This is a genomic window from Pseudorhodoplanes sp. (genome assembly GCA_032027085.1).
GTDB lineage: Bacteria > Pseudomonadota > Alphaproteobacteria > Rhizobiales > Xanthobacteraceae > Pseudorhodoplanes.
The window spans coordinates 3,827,101-3,850,539 of sequence record JAVSMS010000001.1; the positions used below are offsets into that span (position 1 = coordinate 3,827,101).

At 61.8% G+C, this 23,439-nt stretch carries 28 protein-coding genes and 4 tRNA genes; 15 read left to right on the forward strand and 17 right to left on the reverse strand.

The genetic code is table 11. The features are described 5' to 3' along the window. Positions 1-5: 5 nt before the first annotated feature. The 12 genes from rplL to RO009_18685 form a co-directional block, all read right to left on the reverse strand. Positions 6-386, reverse strand: a complete 381-nt coding sequence (rplL, locus tag RO009_18630; protein ID MDT3687052.1) for a 50S ribosomal protein L7/L12 — start codon at positions 384-386, stop codon at positions 6-8. Between the two features lie 43 nt (positions 387-429). After that, positions 430-945 carry a 50S ribosomal protein L10 gene (gene rplJ, locus RO009_18635; GenBank protein ID MDT3687053.1) on the reverse strand — a complete coding sequence of 172 codons (516 nt, stop codon included), beginning with the start codon at positions 943-945 and terminating at the stop codon, positions 430-432. Positions 946-1,441: 496 nt separating this feature from the next. After that, positions 1,442-2,146: a 50S ribosomal protein L1 gene (gene rplA / locus RO009_18640; GenBank protein MDT3687054.1), complete on the reverse strand. Its 705-nt coding sequence runs from the start codon at positions 2,144-2,146 to the stop codon at positions 1,442-1,444. 2 nt (positions 2,147-2,148) lie between these two features. Then, positions 2,149-2,580, reverse strand: coding sequence for a 50S ribosomal protein L11 (rplK, locus tag RO009_18645; GenBank protein ID MDT3687055.1), 432 nt, complete (start codon positions 2,578-2,580; stop codon positions 2,149-2,151). Between the two features lie 196 nt (positions 2,581-2,776). Then, positions 2,777-3,307 carry a transcription termination/antitermination protein NusG gene (gene nusG, locus RO009_18650; protein ID MDT3687056.1) on the reverse strand — a complete coding sequence of 177 codons (531 nt, stop codon included), beginning with the start codon at positions 3,305-3,307 and terminating at the stop codon, positions 2,777-2,779. A 15-nt stretch (positions 3,308-3,322) separates the two neighbouring features. Then, a complete protein-coding gene (secE, locus tag RO009_18655) occupies positions 3,323-3,520 on the reverse strand; it encodes a preprotein translocase subunit SecE (protein MDT3687057.1) in 198 nt (65 codons plus the stop codon). Between the two features lie 203 nt (positions 3,521-3,723). Then, positions 3,724-3,800 (reverse strand) — tRNA-Trp (locus tag RO009_18660). Between the two features lie 104 nt (positions 3,801-3,904). Continuing rightward, complete coding sequence (locus RO009_18665) at positions 3,905-4,774, reverse strand: isocitrate lyase/PEP mutase family protein (protein MDT3687058.1); 870 nt, start codon at positions 4,772-4,774, stop codon at positions 3,905-3,907. 21 nt (positions 4,775-4,795) lie between these two features. After that, a complete protein-coding gene (locus tag RO009_18670) occupies positions 4,796-5,530 on the reverse strand; it encodes an ABC transporter permease subunit (protein ID MDT3687059.1) in 735 nt (244 codons plus the stop codon). A gap of 1 nt (position 5,531) precedes the next feature. Next, a complete protein-coding gene (locus tag RO009_18675; GenBank protein ID MDT3687060.1) occupies positions 5,532-6,281 on the reverse strand; it encodes an ABC transporter permease in 750 nt (249 codons plus the stop codon). Next, positions 6,278-7,099: an ABC transporter ATP-binding protein gene (locus tag RO009_18680; GenBank protein MDT3687061.1), complete on the reverse strand. Its 822-nt coding sequence runs from the start codon at positions 7,097-7,099 to the stop codon at positions 6,278-6,280. The genes RO009_18675 and RO009_18680 overlap by 4 nt, the downstream gene beginning before the upstream one ends. 26 nt (positions 7,100-7,125) lie before the next feature. Continuing rightward, positions 7,126-8,070, reverse strand: a complete 945-nt coding sequence (locus RO009_18685; GenBank protein MDT3687062.1) for an ABC transporter substrate-binding protein — start codon at positions 8,068-8,070, stop codon at positions 7,126-7,128. 142 nt (positions 8,071-8,212) lie between these two features. Here RO009_18685 and RO009_18690 point away from each other — a divergent pair, with 142 nt between their 5' ends. Next, on the forward strand, positions 8,213-8,878 hold the full coding sequence (locus RO009_18690) for a GntR family transcriptional regulator (protein MDT3687063.1): 666 nt from the start codon (positions 8,213-8,215) through the stop codon (positions 8,876-8,878). Between the two features lie 37 nt (positions 8,879-8,915). Here the strand turns inward: RO009_18690 and RO009_18695 are convergent. Next, a tRNA-Gly gene (locus RO009_18695) sits at positions 8,916-8,989 on the reverse strand. Between the two features lie 261 nt (positions 8,990-9,250). After that, positions 9,251-9,335: transfer RNA gene (locus RO009_18700), tRNA-Tyr, on the reverse strand. A gap of 177 nt (positions 9,336-9,512) precedes the next feature. On the opposite strand from RO009_18700, the gene rlmB reads away from it, so the two are divergent. Further along, positions 9,513-10,352, forward strand: coding sequence for a 23S rRNA (guanosine(2251)-2'-O)-methyltransferase RlmB (rlmB, locus tag RO009_18705; GenBank protein MDT3687064.1), 840 nt, complete (start codon positions 9,513-9,515; stop codon positions 10,350-10,352). A 6-nt stretch (positions 10,353-10,358) separates the two neighbouring features. Here the strand turns inward: rlmB and RO009_18710 are convergent, their stop codons facing one another. Both RO009_18710 and RO009_18715 read right to left on the reverse strand, forming a co-directional pair. Then, positions 10,359-10,925 carry a hypothetical protein gene (locus RO009_18710; protein ID MDT3687065.1) on the reverse strand — a complete coding sequence of 189 codons (567 nt, stop codon included), beginning with the start codon at positions 10,923-10,925 and terminating at the stop codon, positions 10,359-10,361. 32 nt (positions 10,926-10,957) lie between these two features. Continuing rightward, a complete protein-coding gene (locus tag RO009_18715) occupies positions 10,958-11,431 on the reverse strand; it encodes a hypothetical protein (protein ID MDT3687066.1) in 474 nt (157 codons plus the stop codon). Positions 11,432-11,571: 140 nt separating this feature from the next. On the opposite strand from RO009_18715, the gene RO009_18720 reads away from it, so the two are divergent. The 13 genes from RO009_18720 to RO009_18780 all read left to right on the forward strand — a co-directional run bounded on the left by RO009_18720 (position 11,572) and on the right by RO009_18780 (position 22,843). Beyond that, positions 11,572-11,841 carry a hypothetical protein gene (locus RO009_18720; GenBank protein ID MDT3687067.1) on the forward strand — a complete coding sequence of 90 codons (270 nt, stop codon included), beginning with the start codon at positions 11,572-11,574 and terminating at the stop codon, positions 11,839-11,841. Between the two features lie 69 nt (positions 11,842-11,910). Beyond that, positions 11,911-11,985, forward strand: a tRNA-Thr gene (locus RO009_18725). Between the two features lie 162 nt (positions 11,986-12,147). Then, positions 12,148-13,377, forward strand: a complete 1,230-nt coding sequence (locus RO009_18730) for an integrase arm-type DNA-binding domain-containing protein (protein ID MDT3687068.1) — start codon at positions 12,148-12,150, stop codon at positions 13,375-13,377. Positions 13,378-13,407: 30 nt separating this feature from the next. Next, positions 13,408-13,599 carry a hypothetical protein gene (locus RO009_18735; GenBank protein MDT3687069.1) on the forward strand — a complete coding sequence of 64 codons (192 nt, stop codon included), beginning with the start codon at positions 13,408-13,410 and terminating at the stop codon, positions 13,597-13,599. A gap of 106 nt (positions 13,600-13,705) precedes the next feature. After that, positions 13,706-14,626, forward strand: coding sequence for a hypothetical protein (locus tag RO009_18740; GenBank protein MDT3687070.1), 921 nt, complete (start codon positions 13,706-13,708; stop codon positions 14,624-14,626). A 130-nt stretch (positions 14,627-14,756) separates the two neighbouring features. Beyond that, on the forward strand, positions 14,757-14,978 hold the full coding sequence (locus RO009_18745) for a helix-turn-helix domain-containing protein (GenBank protein MDT3687071.1): 222 nt from the start codon (positions 14,757-14,759) through the stop codon (positions 14,976-14,978). Next, a complete protein-coding gene (locus RO009_18750) occupies positions 14,975-15,331 on the forward strand; it encodes a hypothetical protein (protein MDT3687072.1) in 357 nt (118 codons plus the stop codon). The genes RO009_18745 and RO009_18750 overlap by 4 nt, the downstream gene beginning before the upstream one ends. After that, complete coding sequence (locus RO009_18755; protein ID MDT3687073.1) at positions 15,328-15,675, forward strand: hypothetical protein; 348 nt, start codon at positions 15,328-15,330, stop codon at positions 15,673-15,675. Before RO009_18750 ends, RO009_18755 begins: the two co-directional genes overlap by 4 nt. Before the next feature lie 200 nt (positions 15,676-15,875). Continuing rightward, positions 15,876-17,621, forward strand: a complete 1,746-nt coding sequence (locus tag RO009_18760; GenBank protein ID MDT3687074.1) for a Mu-like prophage major head subunit gpT family protein — start codon at positions 15,876-15,878, stop codon at positions 17,619-17,621. Positions 17,622-17,720: 99 nt separating this feature from the next. Then, positions 17,721-18,161: a hypothetical protein gene (locus tag RO009_18765; protein MDT3687075.1), complete on the forward strand. Its 441-nt coding sequence runs from the start codon at positions 17,721-17,723 to the stop codon at positions 18,159-18,161. Between the two features lie 110 nt (positions 18,162-18,271). Beyond that, a complete protein-coding gene (locus RO009_18770) occupies positions 18,272-20,128 on the forward strand; it encodes a phage tail tape measure protein (protein MDT3687076.1) in 1,857 nt (618 codons plus the stop codon). Between the two features lie 99 nt (positions 20,129-20,227). Next, positions 20,228-21,910 (forward strand): hypothetical protein, encoded by a 1,683-nt coding sequence (locus RO009_18775; protein MDT3687077.1) that lies wholly within the window; start codon positions 20,228-20,230, stop codon positions 21,908-21,910. A gap of 504 nt (positions 21,911-22,414) precedes the next feature. Next, positions 22,415-22,843 carry a hypothetical protein gene (locus RO009_18780; GenBank protein MDT3687078.1) on the forward strand — a complete coding sequence of 143 codons (429 nt, stop codon included), beginning with the start codon at positions 22,415-22,417 and terminating at the stop codon, positions 22,841-22,843. Between the two features lie 203 nt (positions 22,844-23,046). Here RO009_18780 and RO009_18785 read toward each other — a convergent pair whose 3' ends face one another. Then, complete coding sequence (locus RO009_18785; GenBank protein ID MDT3687079.1) at positions 23,047-23,295, reverse strand: hypothetical protein; 249 nt, start codon at positions 23,293-23,295, stop codon at positions 23,047-23,049. Positions 23,296-23,439 lie beyond the last annotated feature (144 nt).

The following is a 23,439-nucleotide window of genomic DNA, read 5'->3' on the forward strand; positions in this document are numbered from 1 at the left end:
TTCGGTTACTTAAGCTCAACCTTTGCTCCGACCTTCTCGAGCGTGGCCTTGATCTTCTCGGCCTCGTCCTTCGGAGCGCCTTCCTTGAGGGTCTTCGGCGCACCCTCGACCAAGTCCTTGGCTTCCTTCAGGCCAAGACCGGTGAGCGCACGCACTTCCTTGATCACCTCGATCTTCTTGTCGCCGGCAGCGGCCAGAACGACGGTGAATTCGGTCTTCTCTTCCGCAGCGGCGGCGGCGCCACCAGCCGCACCCGGCGCCGCTGCCACAGCCACGGCAGCGGCGGCGGAGACGCCCCACTTCTCTTCCAGCATCTTGGCGAGGTCTGCCGCCTCGAGGACGGTCAGGCTCGACAGATCGTCGACGATTTTCTGCAAGTCAGCCATTGTTCAGTACCCTATTGGTTCGAACCATTGAGATTGGTGTTGGTCACGCTGCGTTCTTGTTGGCATGAGCCTGGATGACGCGGGCTAGCTTGCCGGCCGGCGCGTTGGCGAGCTGCGCGAGCTTGGTCGCCGGGGCCTGAATAAGGCCGACGAGCTTCGCACGCAGTTCGTCCAGAGACGGCAGCGAAGCGAGCTGCTTCACGCCGTTCAGATCCAGACTGGTCTTGCCCATCGCTCCGCCGAGAATGACGAACTGCTCGTTCGCCTTGGCGAAATCGACAGCGACCTTCGGCGCCGACACCGGATCGCCCGAATAGGCGATCAGCGTCGGTCCCTTCAGGAGCGACGCAATGGTGGCAACGTCCGAGCCTTCAAGAGCGATTTTGGCGAGACGGTTCTTCGCGACCTTTACGGATGCGCCGGCCTGCCGCATCTGCCTGCGCAGAGTCTGCAGTTGGGCGACCGTGAGGCCGGAATAGTGAGCCACGACGACAACGCTGGAAGTCTGGAAGACTTCCTTGAGCGCGGCGACGGACTCCGCTTTTTCCGTTCGATTCACTAGCTCTCTCCGGTTGGCGGGTGCCACAGCGGCAGTCCGCCAGGTTGCGACTGCCATCCGCCCGGACATCGTCCAGATGAGGGGCAGGATGGCGCTCTCAGATGCCTGCCCCCCGGTCACGGCGCTTTCACGCCGCCTAGGGTTCGATAGGTTCGAACCAATGGGCTCTTCGCCCGAATTCGGTTGTCACCCGTCTATGCTGGCCGCCGTAAACTCAAGTTCTTGGCGATTAAGCCGGATTGCTCCGGCACCGGCAGTCTTGGACAGGACGAAGGAGGGCCGAAAGCCCTCCTCTTTTCTCCCGGGTCCCCCCGGCAGAAACCTCAAAACTCTTTGATTTAGAAGCCTTCCTCCGGTGCTGGTCCCGGATTCATGGCGGCTATATAGGCCCGTTTCTTGCTAGCCTCAAGTGGAGAATTTGCGGCGCACCCACAAGTCTGCGGGCCCGCAGCCTGAAAGCCGCGGACCCGGGATCAGTAGACAGATCGGCCCCGGATCAGGCCCCGCCGCCGAAGACCGTCGACGGCTCGACCTTGACGCCCGGGCCCATGGTGGAGGAGACCGAAATCTTCTCCACGAACTGACCCTTGGCGCCGGAAGGCTTCGCCTTGGCAACGGCATCCGCGAAAGCCTTGATGTTCTGCACGAGCTGCTGTTCGGTGAACGAGGCCTTGCCGACACCGGCCTGAACGATGCCGGCCTTCTCGACCCGGAACTCGACCGAGCCGCCCTTGGCGCCCTTCACCGCATTGGTGATGTCCATGGTCACGGTGCCGACCTTGGGGTTCGGCATCATGCCGCGCGGGCCAAGCACCTTACCGAGGCGGCCGACCAGCGGCATCATGTCGGGGGTGGCGATGCAGCGGTCGAAATCGATCTGGCCGTTGGTGACCCTTTCGACGAGATCCTCCGCGCCGACGACATCGGCGCCGGCCGCCTTGGCCTCGTCCGCCTTGGCGCCGCGGGCGAATACGCCGACGCGCACCGTGCGGCCCGAGCCGTTCGGCAGCGTAACCACGCCACGCACCATCTGGTCGGCGTGGCGAGGATCGACGCCGAGATTCATCGCGATCTCGATGGTCTCGTCGAACTTCGACTTGGCGCGTTCCTTGATCAACTTCACCGCTTCGTCGATCGCGTAGAACTTGTCGCGATCGATGCCTTCGCGGGACTTGCGATAACGCTTTCCGTGCTGTGCCATGATCAGCCTCCCACCACGTCGATGCCCATCGAGCGGGCGGAGCCTTCAATCATCTTCATGGCCGCTTCGATCGTGTCGCAGTTGAGATCCTTCATCTTCTGCTCGGCGATCTCCTTGACCTGCGCCTTGGTGATCTTGCCGGCCTTGTCGCGGCCGGGGAATTTCGAGGCGCTTTCGATCTTGGCCGCCTTCTTGATGAAATAGGACACGGGCGCCTGCTTCATCTCGAAGGTGAACGAGCGGTCCTGGTACACCGTGATGGTGACCGGGATCGGCATGTTCTTTTCGAGCTTGGCGGTCTGTGCGTTGAACGCCTTGCAGAATTCCATGATGTTCAGACCGCGCTGGCCAAGCGCGGGGCCGATCGGCGGCGACGGGTTGGCCGCGCCGGCCGGCACCTGCAATTTCACATAGCCGGTGATTTTCTTCGCCATACTCTCTCTCCATCAGGAGCCGGACCATTCCGGCTCTTCCGGCGCCGTGGTGCAGATCTTGAGCGGCTGGCGACCGCCCTCACCTCCCACGGCTCTTCACCTTCTGTCATGCCTGCACTCGTCGCGGGCATCCCGCTTAGGTTGGCACGGCTGTGCCCATTCAATCGGGTCGCCGGGACAGTCCGGCGATGACGAATTAAAGCTTCTCCACCTGTCCAAACTCGAGCTCGACCGGCGTTGCGCGGCCAAAGATCGACACCGCGACCTTCACGCGCGAACGCGCATCGTCGACTTCCTCGACCACACCGTTGAACGAGGCGAACGGGCCATCGGCCACGCGCACCTGCTCGCCGATCTCGAACGACACCGACGGCTTCGGCCGCTCGATGCCTTCCTGCACCTGCTGCAGGATATGCTCTGCTTCCGAATCCCGGATCGGCATCGGCTTGTTGTCGGCGCCGAGAAAGCCCGTGACCTTCGGCGTGTTCTTGATGAGATGAAATACCTCGTCGGTCAGGTCAGTCTTCACCAGCACATAGCCGGGAAAGAACTTGCGCTCGGCATCGACCTTGCGGCCGCGACGCACCTCGGTGACCTTTTCCTTGGGGACCAGGATTTCGTCAAACAGATGCTCGAGATGGCGCTGCTTCGCCTGTTCGCGGATCGATTCCGCGACCTTGTTCTCGAAGTTCGAATAGGCGTGAACAATGTACCAGCGCTTGGCCATGACCCGGCTAATCCCTTAACGACCAATGCCAAGAATGAATGTCACGCCGAGGCGGATGACCTGATCGGCGAGCAGAAAAAAGATCGCAGCAATGGTCACCATCACGAAAACCATCGCGGTCGTGATCATGGTCTCGCGGCGGGTCGGCCAGGTGACCTTTTCGGTCTCCGAGCGGACTTCCTGCAGGAACTTGAACGGGCTGATCTTGGCCATGAAACCGCTACTCTGGACCGTCGATTGAATGGTTGCACATGCCCTGTCGTGGCCCAATCCTCAGGTCGAGGATGAGGCCGCCAAGCGGGCCTTTTAGGGAATAATGTCGCCGCGGATGTCCGTGAGGGCCGCTAGGCGAGGTCAGCTAAGTACTGCGGATGAAGGCAAAAATCAAGCTGGTTCAAAAACGGCGGCTGGCGGGCTGGCAGGAGTGGAGGGAGTCGAACCCCCAACCCCCGGTTTTGGAGACCGGTGCTCTAGCCAGTTGAGCTACACTCCTACAACCAGCCCCGCCAAAGCGGGAACGGCGGCCCCTGAACCCGGTCCGCCGCCGCGTGGATATGCATGATCAAGGCCCGGTCTGCAAGCCAAGTCTGGCGCTGGTCAGGTCTCGGCGTGCTCGCGCTCAAAGGCCCAGACGCGCTCGAAGCCCATCAGTTTGGAGAAATCGTTGAACGGATAAAGTTCGCCGCTCCAGGACTTGCTCGACCCCTTGGAGAGGATTTCCCCGTACACCGAACGCAGAGCGGCGCCCATCGCCAAGAATCCCGAGGCCGGAAAAATGGCGAGCTTGAAGCCGAGCTTTTCGAGGTCGGCGCGGTCGAGGATCGGCGTGCGGCCGCCCTCCACCATATTCGCCACCAGCGGCACGTCGAACGTGCGGCCGATCCTTTCCATCTCCGCTTCGCTCTCCGGCGATTCAATAAAGAGGATATCGGCGCCCTCCTTTAGGAAAGCCTCGCCACGGCGCAACGCTTCGTCGAGACCAAGCGCGGTGCGCGCATCAGTGCGGGCGATGATGAGAAAATCCTTCGATGATCGTGCTTCGGACGCCACCTTGATGCGGCGCGCGGCGTCCGCGATCGGCACCACGCGGCGGCCCGGGGTGTGTCCGCATTTCTTCGGATATTCCTGATCCTCGATCTGGATCGCCTGCGCGCCGGCCTCTTCATAGCCGCGCACCGTGAAGTCGACATTCAGAAGCCCGCCATATCCGGTGTCGCCATCGGCGATCAGCGGCGTCGTCGTGCCCTGCGCGATCTGCCGCACGCGGCCGACCATTTCGGTGTAGCTCGCAAGTCCCGCATCCGGCAGACCGAGATGCGAAGCGACGACGCCGTAACCCGTCATATAGAGTGCGTCGAATCCCATGCCGTCGGCGATGCGCGCCGAGATCATGTCGAAGACACCGGGCGCCGAGATCAGGCCGGGCTCCTTGAAACGCGTAGACAATTTTTTCTTCGTGTTGGCCATGTGACTTCCAGAATGTTCGCCTCAGGCGGCGCGGTGATGCAGACGATGATCGAGCCAGAGCAGGACAGCGCTGGCGGAAACGGCGATGACGCCGAGCAGCAAGATGGTCGCCATGATGGTCGGCACGTCATGCAGGCCGATGGCGTTCATGATCAGAAAGCCGAGGCCGCGTTGCGAGGCGAACATCTCGCCGATGAGCACGCCGAGCAGCGTCAGCGAAAATCCGATGCGGAGGCCTGAGACAATCTCCGGCAAGGCACCGGGCATCACAACCGTAAGCAAGGTCTGGCTGCGCGACAGATGCAGCACGCGCGCTGTTTTGAGATGCACGCTGGCGAGATTGCGCACGGCGTTCATGGCGAACATCGCGATGGGGATGATGCCGTGGATAGTGCCAAAAGCGATCTTGGCAGGCAGCCCGAGACCGAAGATCAGCAAGATGACGGGATAGAGCGTCACCTTCGGCAGACTGTAGATCGACACCAGGATGGGTTCAGCGACCTGGGCGCCGGTACGGTGGAGACCGAGCGTCAGGCCGATCACCAGTCCGCCCGCGGTCGCAAGCAAAAGCGCGAAAACGAACGCCTTGCCGGTTTCCAACGCATGCGGCCAGAACGCAGCGCTGTTGAGCATGCTCCAGGCTTTGACCGCAGTGGCGGCCGGCGAGGTCAGAGCGAACGGCGCCGCAAGATGCAGCAATTGCCAGGCGGCAATTCCGGCGAGCAGCAGCAGCGCTATGTCGAGCAGACGCCGCATGTCAGCGCCCCAATCGCCGCAACAGCCGCTGCTCATAGCCATAGAACAGCGCGTTCACGACGGTCACCAGCACGATGACGAAGAGCATCAGCGCGTACATCGTGCGGTTGTCGAAATTGTTGAAGGCATAGGCGATGGAATAGCCGAGGCCCGACGAGGCCATGATGAATTCGGCGGCGATGACGCCGATGAAGGAATAGGCGATGGCGAGCTTGATGCCGGTGAAGAGATACGGGATCGCGCTGGGCAGCTTGATGCGCAAGGCGGCGGCGACCGGCCCCATGCCATAGACCTGCGCCGTTTTTTCCAGCACGCGCGGAATGCGGTCGAAACCGTTCAATGTGGCGATGATCATGGCGACCACGCCAAACAGGAAGCCGATCGCAACGATGGAGCCGCGGCCGAGGCCGAACAGCACGATGAACAACGGATAGAAAGCAAAGAACGGCAGCGCGTAATAGCTTGCCAGGAACGGATCGATCGCACGGCGCAGTCGCGGAAAAGCGTGGATGACGGCGCCGATGACAAAGCCGCCGATTACCGCCAGGACGAACGACAGCGCGACATTGCCGAGGGTTTCGGCGATATCGGCGTTGAACTTGCCGGACGTCAAAAGCTGCGCAAGCCGCGAGGCCATTTCCGACGGCGCGATGAGAATGCGCGGGCTGATCACACCAAGGCGGCACAGCACTTCGAGCACGAGCACGAAACTGCCCACCACAGCAAGGCGCAAGGCGCCAACGCGGCTCATCGCGCGCTCCCCTGCCCGATTGACTTCAGAGATTCCTCGCGCAGCACCGACCACAGCCGCGCCGTGATGTCGCCGAAGCCCGGATCGGCGGCCACGCGCGAATCCCGCTCGCGCGGCCAGCGTGTCTCGACTTCCTCGATGATGCGGCCTGGTCGCGCCGACATGATGCCGATACGGTCAGACAGCATCGCCGCTTCGTCCAGCGCATGCGTGATCAGCATCACGGTCGCGCCGGTCTCGCGCCAGACCTTGAGCAGTTCATCGCCCATGATCAGACGCGTCTGCGCGTCGAGGGCACCGAACGGCTCATCAAGCAAAATCAGCCGCGGCTGCATCACCAGCGTGCGCGCGATGCAGACGCGCTGGCGCATGCCACCGGACAATTGTGCCGGATAGGATTTTGCAAAGTCGACAAGTCCCATCAGCCGCAACGCATGATCCAGCCGGCGCGCGATTTCAGCCGCCTCCAGGCCTGCGCGGCGCAACCCGAAGGTGATGTTGTCGGCAACATTCATCCAGGCGAATGAGGCGTCCTCCTGGAATACAACGCCAATGCCCTGCGGCACCTGGCCGTCGACCTTGCGCCCTTCGAACGCGATCTCGCCGCTGGTCGGACGTGAGAGGCCGGCGAGCACGTCGAGCAAGGTCGACTTGCCGCACCCGGACGGACCGATCACCGAATAAAACTCACCACGCCGCAAAGTCAGGTCAGTCGGCGCCAGCGCGTGCACGCCCGCGCCGCCGCCTACCCCCGCATAGACGCGGCTGACGCCACGCATTTGCGCGTGCACGTCAGCGGTCACGTTTTTCGAGGGCATTATGTTCGCCGGAGAAACTGCGAGATTCACTTCACGAAGCTCTCGTCGACCACTTTCGCCCAATCGATCTTGCCGTCGACCTCGCCGATGATCTGCAAGCCCTTCACCATGTTGTCCATGGCCGGATATTCGAACTCGCCGGAGCCCCAGTATTTCAGCGCACTGAGATTCTTTACTGCGTTGAGGATCACCTTCTCGTCGGCGTTGTAATGCTTGGCCACGATCTTCGCGGTCTCTTCCGGATTGGCGTAGACGAATTGGACCGCCTTCTTGCGCGCCTGCACGAGTTTGTGCAGCTTGTCCTTGTTGGCTTTCGCGTATTCGGTGGTCGTCACGCCGACCGTCTGCACCATCGGCGGCAACTCGTCGGCGACATGGAAGACCGGCTTGAACTTGCTCTGCATCTTCGACCAGATCGGATCCATGACCGGTGCCGCGACGACGCCTTTCTGCTGCACCATGGTGAGGCCGGATCCGATGCCGCCCGCAGCGACCGTCTCGGCTTTGATCTTGTGCTTGTCCATGACCATGGTCAGCAGCATGTCGGTCACGGACTTGGGCGAGGTGAACGCCACTTTCTTCCCGGCAAGATCCTTCACCGAATTGATTCCGGAATCGGGCGTCGTGACCCAGAGGATTTCGCCGGCGGTGCGCACACCGGTGTGAATGATCTTGAGGTCGATCCCCTGCTTCATCGCGGCTATGACGGCAGACAGCGCGACTTCGCCGTAAGGCAGATCGGACGCCATGACGTTTCGCATGGTGGTGCCGCCGCCCTTGGAGGTCAGCACGCCGTCGATGTTGAGGCCCGCGTCCTTGTAATAGCCCTTCTCGATCGCGACCGCGTAAGGCGCGCCGTACATCAGGACGCCCCAATGGGTGACCGTGATTTGCTCGGCCACAGCCGGCCGCGGCACCGCCAGAAGCATCAGCCCGAACGCAAAAGTTACGATCCTGTACACAATGGACATGTCATTCCTCCCGTAAAGCAACGCGCGCTTATGTTTATCTCTAATATGCCGGGCCTTACAGGGCCGCGGCACTTGTCCCGATAGCTATCGTGTATACAATGGCGACCCGTGTCTACTGAAATTTGGTCCCTGGGCATGGCCGATGAACAAGCCTGAACGCCTGCGCGCCACCGACGTCGCCTACGGCTCGATACGCCAGGGCCTGATCGCCGGACGCTGGTCCGCCGGCTCGCATCTGCGCGAAACCGAACTCGCGGACGAACTCGGCATCAGCCGTACGCCGGTGCGCGAAGCGTTGCGCCGACTGGCCAGCGAACAGATGGTCATGTTCGAGCCGCATCTCGGCGCCCGCGTGCCGGGATGGTCGGAGCAGGAACTGGCGGAAATCTTCGCACTGCGCGTGGAACTGGAGAGCTACGCCGCCGGCGAAGCCGCGCGGCATGCCACGCCGCAACACATCGCCGAATTGCGCCAGCTTGCCCGCGAGATGGAACAGGCGGCGTTCGGCCTGGAGCAGCCCGACTACGTGCGCATCACCGAAGCCAATGAGCGCTTCCATCGGCTGATCGTGACGGCGTCAGACAACCGGCGGCTGATGAATCTGATCGGCTCGCTGATCGAATTGCCGCTGGTCATCCGCACGTTTGCGCGCTTCGACAAGCAGGCGATGGCGCGCAGCGTGCAGCACCACTTCGATCTCGCCGAAGCCGTCGCCACCCGCAACGCCGACTGGGCGATTGCAGTGATGCGTGCGCATATTCACGCGGGGCGGCAGGTCATGATGGGGAGCCCTACGCAGGTCGCTTAGCGTTATTTGGGGTAGACCTGAACTTCGAAGAGACTTTTGGAGCGGGTGAAGGGAATCGAACCCTCGTCATCAGCTTGGAAGGCTGTTGCTCTACCATTGAGCTACACCCGCGTCCGATCAAAGGCGCCGCTTCGAAAAGGCACGGCCGGTGGCCGCTTTCAAGGTACCTTTCAAAAGCAAGCGCCCGCGCTTCGTCAGAAGAGGCGATATAGGTTTTGAGTTTCCAGGGCAACCACTTGGATATGTGGAGAAGATCCCCGGGATTATCCCCCGCCGCCGCCCTGCGGGCTACGGCGCGGCAGCCTTCGCTCGCTTCGCTAGGACAGGTCTCGGCTGGCTTGCCGAGCCATAGCTCGTGAAGCGAGCGAAGGCTGGTGGAGGGGGTTGGATTCGAACCAACGTAGGCATAGCCAACGGATTTACAGTCCGTCCCCTTTAGCCACTCGGGCACCCCTCCGGGAGATCACCAGTCTTGGGCGGTCTGGCTGGTTAGTCGCTCCAGACCGATAGCGGGTTTACCCCGGATCGGCATCATATAAAACGCGATCCGGAACCCGCTGGCGCGGCTTTGGGCCGCGCGCCGCGTTATGGTGGCGGGTGCCTGTTAAGTCAATCCGAAGTCATGGAAATCAAGATGCGCGAGCGCAAGGGCCGGCCTTTTTCCCACCGCCGGGACGGCGACAAGCCGCGCTTTGGCCGCGACAAGGCTGCCGCCGGCCACCGCAAGGGTGGGAGGGATCTTGGCCGCGCCCGCCGTGCACCTGGCGAGGGCCCGGTTGTGATCTATGGCTGGCACGCCGGCAAGGCGGCGCTCGAAAATCCGGCCCGCCGCATCCGCCGCATCATGGCGACCGAGAACGCCGCCCGCCGTCTCACCGAAGAAGGCGTGCGGACGAAGACCACGCCGGAGATCGTGCGCCCGGAGGCGATCGCGCGGCTGCTCAGCGCCGATGCGGTGCATAATGGTCTGTGGATCGAGGCCGAGCCACTCGACCCACCGGATATCACGGAACTCGCACCGGAAGGCCTGGTGCTGGTGCTCGACCAGATCACCGACCCGCACAATGTCGGCGCCATCCTGCGCAGCGCAGCGGCCTTCGGTGTCAAGGCGCTGATCACCACCGCGCGGCATTCGCCGGAAGCGACCGGCGTGCTCGCGAAGTCGGCATCGGGAGCGCTGGAATATGTGCCGATGCTGACGGTGCAGAATCTCGCGCGCGGTCTCGCCGCGCTGAAAGAGCGCGGCTTCCTCACCGTCGGGCTCGACAGCGAGGGCGAGAGCGATCTCGCAGCCCTCACCCTGTCGGCGCCGCTCGCGCTGGTACTCGGTGCGGAAGGAAAAGGATTGCGGCAATTGACGCGCGACACATGCGATCATGTCGCGCGTCTTGATCTGCCGGGAGAGATCAAAAGTCTGAACGTCTCGAACGCCGCCGCGCTGTCGCTTTATATCGCGACGACGCGGCTGCGCTGAAGCAACTCACCTGTAGTGATAATACCTCGCGGCCGGCGCGCGATGATAGCGCGGCGCCGGACGATGATGATAGCCCGACCAGCGGTATGACCTGCGCACGCCGTAATACGGGCGATACGGGCGATGCCAGTACGAGCGGTACTTGCGATACGGGCGATAGACCGGCGCGCCGTAATAGCCGCCGCTGACATACGGATAAGCGGCAACCGGACGCGCAGGCTGATAATAGGCCGGACCGAAATCCGTGCCCGGGCCCGAATAGACCGGCCCCTGATTGACGGCATACGACTGAATGACCGGCTCCTGCACGACCACAGGCGTCGGCTGCACGATCACCTGCGGCTGCTGCACGATGACGGGTGCAGGCTGCACGACGACCGGCGCGGGCTGCACAAACGTGACAGCCGGTGCCACCGCAAATGAAGAGGCGCAGCAACCGCTGCCCCAGCCGGCGCTCCAGCCCCAGCCACCGCCCCAGCCGCCCCACGAATTGCAGCAACCGGCATCGGCCGGCTGCATGCTCAGCAGGCTGATAGCGCCCGCTGCAACCGCACTCAGATACACACGCGACATTTTACTCTCCCTGTTATTCCAGCTTGCAGATGTCATGGACGGTGCCGCGGTCTGCGCCGCGGCGAGATATCGACCTCGGGCGAAATGAACATCGGCCCAGTCGGCGCGTAGTCCGTCACTGGACTGTTCATGTCGGACTCCGCCGACCACGAGCGATGAAACGGCTGCGCCTGCGGCGGCAGCGGGCGATGTGCGGGCGGATTGATCTCGTAGCGGCCAACCTTCGGCGCGCCGCCGAGCGAAGGAAAATAGCGCGGCACCGGCCGGTAATAGGGTGGCTGCGGAATATAGGGCGACGGGATCACGGTTACCGGAACGGCGCCGGGCCGGTATAACCCCCAGTCCCCGACGGTAACGCCCCAGGAGGCGTCGTAGCCGTTAATCATGACCGGCACGTCGGAGCGGCCGGGCACCACATAGGCCGGCGCATGATCGGCTCGCGCCACGCCTGCAGACAGGGCAGCAAAAGCCGGTACAATCATTGACGCAGCAAGGCGCCTACGCATACGCAACCACCGAACAAAGCCGAATAATCGTCGTATTTTAGACGTTTAGGGCTTTGAAGGTGCTAACGTCGCGGGTAAATCGGTTATTAGCATTAATCGCGCGCTACCCGTCGGCGTGAGTGCGAGACGAATTAGGACCAATGCCGGACAACAACAAACCGCGCCCCTCTGCGGTCGCCGGAAAGATCAGCTTTCGCAAACACTATGACGAACTCGAGCGCCGGCGCGTCGCGCTGGCCGATCGCCTGGACAAACTCGGCGAATATGGACGCGGACATCCGTCCTTCCGGAAAGCGACGACGCTGCTCACGCGGACATTCCGTGACGCGAAGCTGGTTCAGCGCGCGGCGATCCTGCAAGCGGCCGACTGGATCATCAGTCTTATTGAAGCCGGCATGCCATTCGTTTGACGCTTGTCAGCGGCATTCGGATATCGCCAGCTTGCCGGAATGAAGCGATGCTGCTAGCTCTCCGGCCAAGCCGGGTTAGCTCAGCGGTAGAGCAGCGGTTTTGTAAACCGTTGGTCGGGAGTTCAATCCTCTCACCCGGCACCATTTACACCCTCACCGAGATTTCTCAACCACTCCCAAGCTTCCAGAAACGCCTGTGAATAAGGCGTTTCCGCTGTCTGTTAGTTTCCGTGGTTTTCTGGCGCGCTCTGGCTTTTCAGGGTACAAGTTAGGGTATCTCGCGAATCGTCGGGGAGAGATACCCTAATGCCGCGCCGCGTGCTTCCGCTGACGGAGTCAATCATCAAACGCGCCGCGCCTGCGGCGTCGGTTCGCAAGCTCACTGATGGTCAGGTGCGAGGACTCAAGTTGTGGGTCTTTCCAGATGGCGCCAAGCGCTGGCGACTAGCCTACACCTACGCCGGCAAACAGCGCGAATTTGCGCTCGGCACATGGCCGCAGATTTCGCTCTCGGAAGCGCGCCGGCTCGCTGATGAGGCTAGCCGGCTATTGCGCGACGGCAAGGACCCTGTTGCGGCGCGCCGCACGGCGCGAGAGCAGGCGGCCAAGGGTGACGCGACGTTCTCCGCGATGGCAGATGCGCTGAGGCGAAAGAAAGAGGCTGAGGGCAAGAGCGCACGCACGATCGAGAAGCACAAGTTTTTCCTTGCGCAGGTGAAGCCGCTGCACGCTCGGCCGGTGATGGAGATTACGGCTGTCGAGGTGCTGGATGCGCTCAAACCGATTGAGGCGGCCGGCAAGTATGAGACGGCAACCAGAACGCGGGCCTTTGTCGGCGAGGTTTTGCGCTTTTCGGCCGCACAGGGATTGCCGGTCACCGATGTCTCCCCGCTGTTGCGGGGCGCCCTCACGCGTCCGATCACGAAACACCGCCCCGCAATCACGGCGCCTGACGCCTTCGGTGCGTTGTTGCGCGCGATTGATGGCTATGAGCAGCCGCTCACCCGCGCGGCGCTGCAGATCTTGGCGCTGACGGCGGTTCGCCCCGGCGAGTTGCGCCGCGCCGAATGGTCTGAATTCGATCAGGCTGCCCGCACATGGGTTATTCCGGCGGCCAAGATGAAGATGCGGCGCCCGCACCGCGTGCCGCTCTCCGATCAGGCGATCGCCATACTTGACGCGCTGCGCCCGATTACCGGCTGGGGCCGCTATCTCTTCCCGGCGATGCGCGGAAAGGACGCCTACATGGGCGAGAACACGATGAATGCCGCTTTGCGGCGCCTCGGCTATAACGCCGATGAGGTGTCTCCGCACGGTTTCCGGGCGTCGTTTTCCAGCTTCGCGCACGGCTCACGCCGCTGGTCGCATGATGCAGTAGAGCGCCATCTGGCGCATGCCGAGCGGGACAAGGTAAAGGCCGCCTATGACCGCGACGACCGCTGGCAGGAGCGCGTCGCGATTTCGAAGTGGTGGGCCGATTATTGCGATGAGATGAAGCGCGGCGCGCGCGGGCAAGTCGTGACGTTGAGGGCATAGCCACAGTGGCGATCTCGCAGGGAGGCTGGAATGGCAAAACGGATGAACGCTGCCCCGGATGAGGTGTTTGTCGCCTCCGTACCGGCCGATTTCAGGTCTGACGGCGCCGCGCGCTGGCGAGTGGTCGCCGAGGATAGCGGCGATGTCACACAGGTGACGCTCGATCGCGAGACTGGCCTTGTAAAACTTGAAACGTGGCGCGTCCGCGCCGCGCGTCATTGAAGCCCCCGCTAACGGTGTGAATCGCCGGGGCTAGGGCGACGGCCCGAAAACCGCGTCCGCACGCGGCTGCCCCGGTGCCACTTTGCGGGCCGACTGCGGAGCGGCAATGGCGAAAGCGAACATTCCTCAGCCCGAGTATTTGGCCGCACGCGCGCGAGAGAACATCTTTGCAGAGGCCAAGCCGAACGCGCGCAAGATGTGGTTAGATGGTGCTGTCAGGCGCGTCTGGTTTCCCTTTGACGACACTATCGAAGCCGTCATCAATAAACTGAAACGCAAAAAGCAGCACAAGGCTTCAATCACAGACGCTCACAAAGCGGTGCGGAATGCGATCGTCAGAGCAGTTTCGCACGCTGCCATCCAGCACACTTTCGAAATCGGCACACCCAAGGGGCGTAGCGGAAAGCCTCTGGATTCCCGTGCGTCGCTCGGAATGAAAGATGCTGCAGCCTACCTCCGGAAATACGGGGCCAAGGCGGCGAAGCTCGCGCAAGCTCTCCGCGATTTCAAGCAAGAGGATCACGGCTACCTGAATTTCTGGCCGCAGCGCCGCTTGGCCCGCCGCGATCAGAGCGAGGCACGTGAGGTTGCGGCGATGATCGAGGCGTCACAGCAGGCGCTGTTATCGACCGCACAATCACTCGATCAATTGGCTAATCGGGCGAACGAGGAAGCTGCCCGGCTCGCAGGGGGTCCCGGCAGCGCGAAACATCGTTGGCAGGTTGAGTTCGTTATTTCGCTCGGCTTTTTCTGGCGCCACCTCACCGGAAAGGACCCGTCGCACGGTTCGCGGGATTTTGTCGGTTTGGTTGCTTCTGCCTATGCCGCAGCCGTTAGTGAGGGCGAGGAATACGACTGGGAATCGATTGTCCGCACCGCCTGCAAGCATGTGAACGAGCGTCCCGCATGGGATCGGTGGGATCGGTATGAAAAGGGCTACGATTCGCCGGGCACGGAATCGGCAACCCTGCGCAGCAGATTTATTTTCCCCAATAATGGCCGGCGCGTTCCTCGCGGGCATAGCTAAGCAATTCTCGAAAAACTCTTTTTTGGTGGTGTGATTGGCTGGTCAATTCCAGCCGTAATTCGCGCCATCCTTTGTCGCCGACACTCCGGCATTTCCATGACCACATGAAAATCAACATGGGGTCACGGAAATGAACTTGGCATCTTCCGCGTCTGTCAGCGAAAATTGGTTCACCCGCAAGGAAGCCGCCGCCTATTTGAAGCTCGGCGAATCCACGCTCGCCAAAGCGTTTATGTCCGGCGATTCGCCTCCCGCCGCAAAGATCGGCCGCAGCGTTCGCTACCGGCGCGCTGATCTCGACGCATGGATGGCTACACGGATGCGCCAGTCCACGCGGGAGTACGCGCAATGAGCCGCACCTCGCGCGCGCCGCGCAAAGCGCAAAGGCCAGAAATCAACGCCATTCCGGCGGTTCGCTTTCTTGGTGAGCATCGTTACTTTGCCGAAACAGGCCACCTTATCACCTCTGGTGTGGTCGAGGTCTGTGGCGTCATCGGCATGCCGGGTGCGCCAGCACCATCCGAATGCTTCGTATGCGATGGCCGTCTGCGCCACATCTATGAGCGCCCATGCAAGTCGCGCGGCTGTCGCTGTCTGACCTGTCAGGTTCATGATGTGGGCAGCGATGACATTGACGCCATCCTGCTCGCGCGGAAGCGATGCGGATGCATCAACTGCACACGGCGAAGGGCGAGGTCGAAATGACTCCCTCTGTCGTCGAAGATGTGCGGCAAACCGTACACGCGGCACCCACATCGCCGCCCCACCGCAATCTTGTCGTGCCGGCCTATTGGTACCGTGAGCATCCTGAGCGCAGCGATTACGTGCTGGCGTTTTGGTGCCCTTGGTGTCGAGAGATTCATAAGCACGTTAGTTCAGGTGCCCTGATCGAGCCGAGATTGTGCGAGTGGTACGAGCATCCGCGCTGCCGGTTCGCCGGCCACGGCTATCACCTGCTCAACATGGGTTTGGTGCGATCTCTCGACGATCTGCCGCGCCCGATCGATCGCAGGCATGCCGGTCAGCTTATCGAGTTGCTGTCAAAATAGTGGGCGCCTGCTGGCCTGCGATATCGCGCCTCTACAACGAAAGTGTGTATCCAATGGAAAATCTAGCTATCACAACTCGGCGCGCCGAGCTTCGCGCCGGGTCATACGACTCAAAATCCGGAACCTTCACGGCGATTGCGGCAACATCTTCGCCCGTTCAACGCCGCATCTTCGGTGAAGCCGTTCTTGAAGTCTTATCGATGCTGCCCGACTCCGTCCGCCTCGATCGGTTCCGATCTGGCCGCGCGCCGCTGCTCGATAATCATCGCGTTGGCTCGATCGCCGATCAGATCGGTGTCATCACGAATGCGCATATCGAAAATGATCAGCTTATCGTGAGCGTGAGGCTTTCCGACCGTAACGATGACCGAATGAAGCAAATTCGCGCCGATCTGGCCGCCGGCGTCATCCGTAACGTAAGCATCGGCTACAGCGTTTACGCGAGCGAAGAAGCCACAAGCGCAGACGGCAACACCGTCATCACCCGCACAGATTGGGAGCCGGCAGAGCTTAGCCTTGTGTCGCTTCCCGCCGATCCACGAGCCCATATCCGATCCATGATGAAAGGAAAGAACATGGACAAGACTGCAACTGTTACTGACGAGACCCGCGAAGATGAGATGATCGATACCGTCGATCTTGCGTCGGACGATGGCTCTGAATCGAAGCCGGCCCATCGCGCGATGTCCGATCGGCACGCTCGCGAAGCCTATACGATCGCCGCACGAGCCGGATATTCGGCCGAATTCGCACGCCGGCACATCGATTCTGGTGTTACGCTCAAAGAATTCCGGACGATCGTTCTCAACGAGAAAGCCAATGAAGCGGATCGCTCGCGCTCGGTCAGCGTGTCTCACGACCAGCGAAGCTTCAACAATCCCGATTTTCTCAGCCAGTCGATCGAGCAGGCCCTCTATGCCCGCATGGCCGGCACAGCACCCGAAGGTGCTGCCCGCGAACTCATGGGGCGATCGCTGCTCGATATGGGCGCCATGCTCTTGCAGGCCAATGGCGAGCGGGTGTCGTGGTCGAACCGTGAGGCATTGGCCTCGCAGATTCTCACGCGCAGTTACCACACCACAAGTGATTTTCCGGTTCTCCTGACGGGCGCCGGCAATCGCGTCCTCCTCGACGCTTACAAGGCGGCCGAGTCGCCGCTCAAGCGGCTGGCCCGCCGCCGAAATGCGGCCGATTTCCGGCCGATCTCGTTGGTGAAGCTGAGCGAGGCGCCTCGCCTGCAGAAGGTTGGCGAGGGTGGAGAGGTGACCTACGGCAGTCGCTCGGAGGCAAAAGAGGGTTTCAAGGTCGAAACCTTCGCGCGCATCTTCTCGCTTTCGCGTCAGGCGATCATCAATGATGATCTGGGGGCGTTCGCCGACTCGAACATGGCGTGGGGCCGCGCAGCGGCCGAGACAGAGGCCGATCTGCTGGTGTCGCTCTTTACCGCGAATTCCGGCGATGGCATCGATCTCGATGACGGCGATCCGATCTACACGACCGGACGCAAGAACAAGGCGGCGGCCGGCGCCGTCATCGACGTGGCGACACTCGGCGCAGGGCGTCGGGCGATGCGCGAAACCAAAGGCCTTGATGGCAAGACGCCGATCGGCGTCACACCCAAGCATCTTGTGGTTGGGCCGGCAAAGGAAACGGAAGCTGAGCAGGTTCTTGCTGCTATCGCCGCTGCACAAGTGGCAGATGCCAATCCGTTCAGCGGCAAGCTCACCTTGCATGTTGAGCCGCGATTCGCGGGTAATGCGTGGCGGATTTTTGCCGACCCCGCTGAGCTTGCGACGATCGTGATCGCGTACCTCAACGGCCGTGAAGGTCCGGCGCTGGAAATGCGCGAAGGGTGGTCCACGCTCGGAGCCGAGTTTCGCGCCGTCTTGGATTTTGGATGCGGCATTGCAGAATGGCGCGGCACGTATCTGAACTCCGGCAACTAACCTTTTGACGCGGCGGGGTCTCTCTTGAGGGCGCTGCGGCCCGTCCAATAGCGAAAGCTTTCCTCCCTTCCCCGCCGAGCTTGTCCGGCTAGCTGCCGGATGGCGCGTTTCGTGGGTCAAGGAAAGCAAGGCCGCACCAAATTCGCCTTGATGCTTCCTTATAACGCGGAGATTGAAATGACTGAGTCCACAATTCAGAAAACGTCCTTCACGGTCGCCGATGACGGGTCCCGGATCGTGACGCTGGAAAAGGCCATCACCAGCCACAGCGGTCCCGTTGCGCAATTGCGCCTCCGGTCTCCGACCTTTGCCGATTTCATGGCCGTCGGCGATCCGACGACACTCATCGTCGCGCATAATTCCATCATCCCGCACGATGATCTGGAAACGATCAAGGCTTATACGGTTCGCCTCTCTGGCGTCGATGAGATTTTGTTGAACCAATTGACGCTCAAAGATGCGTTGGCCGTCCGCGAGGCCATCAAGGATTTTTTCAAGGCGGGCTCGGCAAGCACCTCGACGAACTTGCCGACTTCCTAATCTTCGATCTTGGTTGGAAACCCGCCACCGTCCAAAAAATGTCGAGCCAAGAAATCTTCTATTGGGCCGCGCGCGCGTTGCGCCGGCGCAAGCAGCAAGCGAGCAAATAAATGGCCGTTCGCGTCATGGAAGCCAGCGCAGTCATTTCTGCGCACGATCGCACGGGAAATACGTTTCAGCGTATTGCCGCCAAAATGAAGGCACTCGAAAGCGGCGCGGCGGCTCTTGGCCGGCGTTCCGCCATGATCGATCGCGCGACGGCTGCGACCGAGCGCGGATCGACCGTGATTGCCGGCGCGGCAAGCCGGCTGCTGGCGCCGGCCGCGCTCGGTTATGCCGCAACGCGAGCCTTTCGCCGTTATGCCGAAACGGAAATGGCGATCACGCGCATTGGCATCACGGCCGATGCGACGGATCAGGAGATCAAGGCGCTGCATCGCAGCCTTCGCGATCTATCGGCGAACACCGGCAAGCCATTTGATGAAGTGGCAGAGGGCCTTAATCAGCTTGTGACTGGCGGCCTCGATTTACCGCAGGCGATGCCCGCCATGCCGGCGATCGTGCGCACGGCGCAGGCCGCCGGCGCCGAGGTGCGCGATATCGCGCAATCCTCGCTGGCCTTGTCGCAAGCGCTCGGCATCGCTGCCGATCGCATGCAGGATGCTTTCGATATCATGGTCGAGGGCGGCAAGGCTGGCAAATTTGAGTTGAAGGACATGGCCCGCTATTTCCCGTCCATCGCGCCGGCCGCCGCTGCCGTTGGCATGAAGGGTGAGGAAGGACTCAAGCGCATCGTCGCGCTGTTACAGGTAATCCGCAACGGCACCGGCACCGTCGAGGAGGCAGCCTCCTCCGTTTCCAACATCTTCGCGAAGATGGAGAGCGAGGAGACGGCGAAGCGGTTCCAGAAATTCGGAATCGACCTGCGCGCGGAGATGAAGAAAGGGCGCAAGGAAGGACGCGATCTATTGGAGGTTTTCACCGATCTGACCAGCCGCGCACTCGGAGGCGATCTGTCGAAAATCCCGCAATTGTTCTCCGATATGGAATTCGCGCGTGGCATGCGTGCGCTCTTGTCCTATCGGGACATGCTCGGCGAGGTGCTGTCGCGACTCGAAAAGGCCAAGGGTGCAACCGGGCGGGATTTCGATCGCGTCATGACGCGAAGCCAGATTTCTATCAATCGGCTTTCGGAGTCATGGGATCGCGCAACGGAATCGTTCGGGCGTCTGATCGATGTGATCGGCGGCTCCAAAGGACTGCAGACGCTCGCGGGGCTGCTGGAAAATTTGGCCGCCGCGCAGGAAAAGAGCCGCGAGAACGCGCCGAAAAGTTTGGATGAATTTCGCCAACGCTACCTCGACAAGCAGGACAGCGATCGCCTCGCCGCACTGGATCGCGAGATTACCGCCGCCGGCGATGATCTCACCGGAGCCGAGGCGATTGCAAAACAGCGCCGTGAGCGCGGGCAACCGCCACTGCTCGCCGGCCACACCGACGCGCGCAAAAGGCTTGAGCGATTGCGCACCGAACGCGAATTGCTGCGGCTCAATATGGCGGCGCGCAATCTGCCCTGGCCGGAGACGGCGCCAGTTATTGATCCCGATCTGCGACAGGTGCCCATGCCTGTGCCAAGTCCGCGCCGCGCCGCGTCGGCACTCGCCACACGGCAAGTACCGCTGCCTGTACCAAGTCCGCGCCGCACCACGTCCTTTCCGGCGTATGGCTCGATCGATGATCTTGTGACGGTCATCCGTAGCGAAAAGTCCGCGCCCGTTGAGGCCACGTTGAAAGGTGGGGCTGACGTGAATGTAAAGGTGACGGTTGAGCCGTCGCCGGACTTCTTTACGCGCGTCCGCTCAATCGTGAGCAGCGTGTTTGGAAATATCCGGATCAATGGGGGTAGGTCGGAAACTGGTAGCACCGGCTCAACGGGTGTCACCATGCCGGAGGCCGGTTCGCCCTGATGCAACAAAACGGGATGATCTGCCGCCGCATCGCCACCATGATCGAACGCGGCAGATTTTGATCTGCCTCGGTGTTTACGTTGAGAGCAACTAATCCATATGACAAAAGAAAATCAGACTCGCGGGCAGGACTTTAACGACACGCTGCAGTCGGGGCCGGCGGGCGTGATTGCCGACATGATCGAAAACTGCGATTTCGATCTGCCGCCAGCGCCTTCGCTTGCTCCTAGCGACGATGTTGGGGCCGTCGATGTAGCCGAACAGCATCCGAGTCCGCGTCGTGCAGCCGGTGCGCGAAAGTCGAATGCGAGCGCGATCCTCGGCGTCGCCGAGAGCGCCGAGTTGTGGCACGACGCGAATCGCACGGCCTATGCCACGGTGCCGGCGAGCGCGCATCTGGAAAACTGGCCGCTTCGGTCGCGCGATTTCAAGCTGTGGCTGGCAGGGCAGTTTTATGAGCGCACCGGCGGGGCGATTTCCGGTCAGGCGCTTGAGGATTCGGTGCGCATTCTGGAGGCGCGTGCTATTGCCGAAGGGTCGCGTCACGATCCGGCGGTGCGTGTCGGCCGCACTGGCGAAACGCTTTATCTCGATCTCGGCGACGCTTCTTGGCGTGCGGTCGAAATTACTGCGGACGGCTGGCGCGTGATTGATCGCCCCGCTGTCAAATTCCTACGCACGCCGGCGATGCGCGCGCTGCCGGAACCTGAGGCGGGCGAGTCGATCTCGACGCTGCGCCGCTTCGTGAACACGAAGAGTGAGGGCGACTTCTTGTTGACGGTCGCTTGGCTGGTCGCCGCTTTGCGCGACCGGGGACCATTCCCCATTCTCGTTGCCAACGGTGAGCAGGGTACGGGTAAAAGCGTGTTCTGTCGCATGGTGCGATCGCTCGTCGATCCTAGCTGCGCACCGATCCGCGCCGTGCCGAAGGATGACCGCGACCTGATCGTTTCGGCTGGCAATTCATGGGCGCTCGCGTTTGACAATCTATCGTCGGTGCCGCCTTGGCTGTCGGACGCACTCTGCCGACTCGCCACGGGCGGCGGCTTCGCCACGCGCGCGCTTCACACTGACCGCGAGGAGATCATTTTCGAGGCGCAGCGGCCGATCATCCTCAACGGCATTCCCTCATTGACCGATCGCGCCGACTTGGCCGATCGCGCACTGACGATCCATCTCGCGCCGATTGCGGAGAGCGAGCGGCGGCCGGAAGATGAAATTGCCGCCGATTTCGCGCAGCATGCGCCGTTTATCCTCGGTGCGCTGCTCGACGCTGTAGCTGGCGCGCTGCGGCATCTGCCGGAGGTGAAGCTTGATCGTGCGCCCCGCATGGCTGACTTCGTTAAGTGGATTACCGCCGCCGCGCCCGCACTTGGCTTCGAGGCTGCGGCGATCCTGTGCGCCTATGCCGATAACCGGCGCGACGTGTCCGGCGCCGCATTCGACGCCGATCCTGTCGCGGTCGCGGTACGTGATTTTATGGCCGAAAAGTCTCCGCGCGCGGCATGGTCGGGAACGCCGACGCAGCTCCTCGCCGCGCTGACGCCATACGTCGCCGAGAGCGTTCGCAAGTCGCGCCTGTGGCCCGTGACGGCGCAGGGATTGGGTGGGCGTATCGATCGCGCCGCGCCGGTTTTGCGAACAAAAGGTTTCTCGATCGAGCGGCGGCACAGCGGCGATCGCTTCATCATCATCACCCCACCAGAGGGACTGCAGCCCGCGCCAAGCGCTATGCCGGCCGCCGCGCCGGGCTATGACGGCAGCGAGATCGTGCCAGACTGATCCAAGCGCCGCGCGCGCCCCCGCCACCCCGTTGGCCCGCGAGCGTGGCGTATGCGTCCGCCGGCGGGCTCTGATCAAATGGAGCGGAGCGCGACTGCGGCCTGCAATTTCGCGGGTCCTTCCCCGGCCCACCCGGCATGCGCCCGCGCGGCGGCCCGAAATGTCGCTAGCGGCGCAGGGAAGAATTTGGGTTGACACACCTGACGGGTTGACAGCCATCCCGTCAGGTTAGCGATTTTAGCACGTAAAGGTTGTGCTTGGACGGCTGCGGACAGCAGTGGGCGGCTTCGCGACTTGCGACTTTTGCCCTTCCTACTTACGGTTGCGACGACTTGGACGGCTTGGACGGCTCGACTCTATTTTAGAAGAGAGAGAGAGTTATTAGTGAGGCGTTCTAGCCGCTGGCTGACGGCTAGGGCGTTAGGTGTGAGCGCAAGGGAGCGCGCATATAGCTAGTAGAGGACGGGAAAGCCGTCCAAGGTCGTCCAATCGACTTAAGTGCCGATGCAGTCGGGTAAATTGCCGGACTGCTGTGCCGCCCAAGGTCGTCCAGATGGACGGCTGACGTTGTGTGGCGTCACAGGTCCGCTCGATTCCGAGGTGATTGCCGTGCCATTTGTCGAACAGCCGAAAGAGCCCGTCTATCGCTCTGCGGTAACGCCGCTGGAACAGCGTCAGATGGACGAATTTATCGCCGTCAACCAGCAAAAGGCGGCGCAGGCGCGGAGTGTGGAACTCCTAATTCTGCTCGTATTTGCCGTGATTTGCGTCATCTTACTCGGTTTTCTCTACCGGCGCCGTTCAGCGATCATCGCAAGAGGTGAGCAAATTTCCGTGGAAATTGCTGCCACATGCCTGTCCATCGGTCGAAAGCTTACAGCCGCCGGCCGCCGCTTCGGCGCCAAGGTATCCGCTAGGGCTGACGAGAAGTGAATCGCGCGTCCTTGGCTGCCTCCCGCTTAAAGGGTACAGGTCAGGGTATGCGTTGCGGATATCCAATTTTGAAGCCAATATTTTCAATAGCTTGGGCGCTAAATTAAGCTCCCTCACCCGCACCACCAAATTCCTTCATTGCTCGCGTTTCTTGTATATCCGGCCGCCCGAGAAAGGCGAAACGGACAACTAGCGGACGGACGTCAGCACAGTCTGCTCGGCGCGATGACCCGTGCGCGATCTCCGGCGCGCGAATGACATCTGCAACGTTGCGGCAGCCTGCAAGGTAACGATGACGACGAACAATGCGCCACCAGCAGCGCCAGTTTCACAACCGCCCGGCAAGCCGGGAAATAAAGCCCAAGCAGCACCGCGACATTGGCGAAGGCAACGCCGAACACCGCCGACATGACGATGTCGATATAGGCCGCCGTCTCATCGCGAATGATCAAGAGCCTCGGCTGGCCGGGTCGTGGGCGAGATCAGCGCGTGCGTGAATGATGCTGCGGCAGAGGACATAGAAGAACCGGTCTCAACGCTGTTTTCAGCATTGAGTCGAGCGACGTCGAAGTCCTTTGGCGGGATTGTGCAAAAGG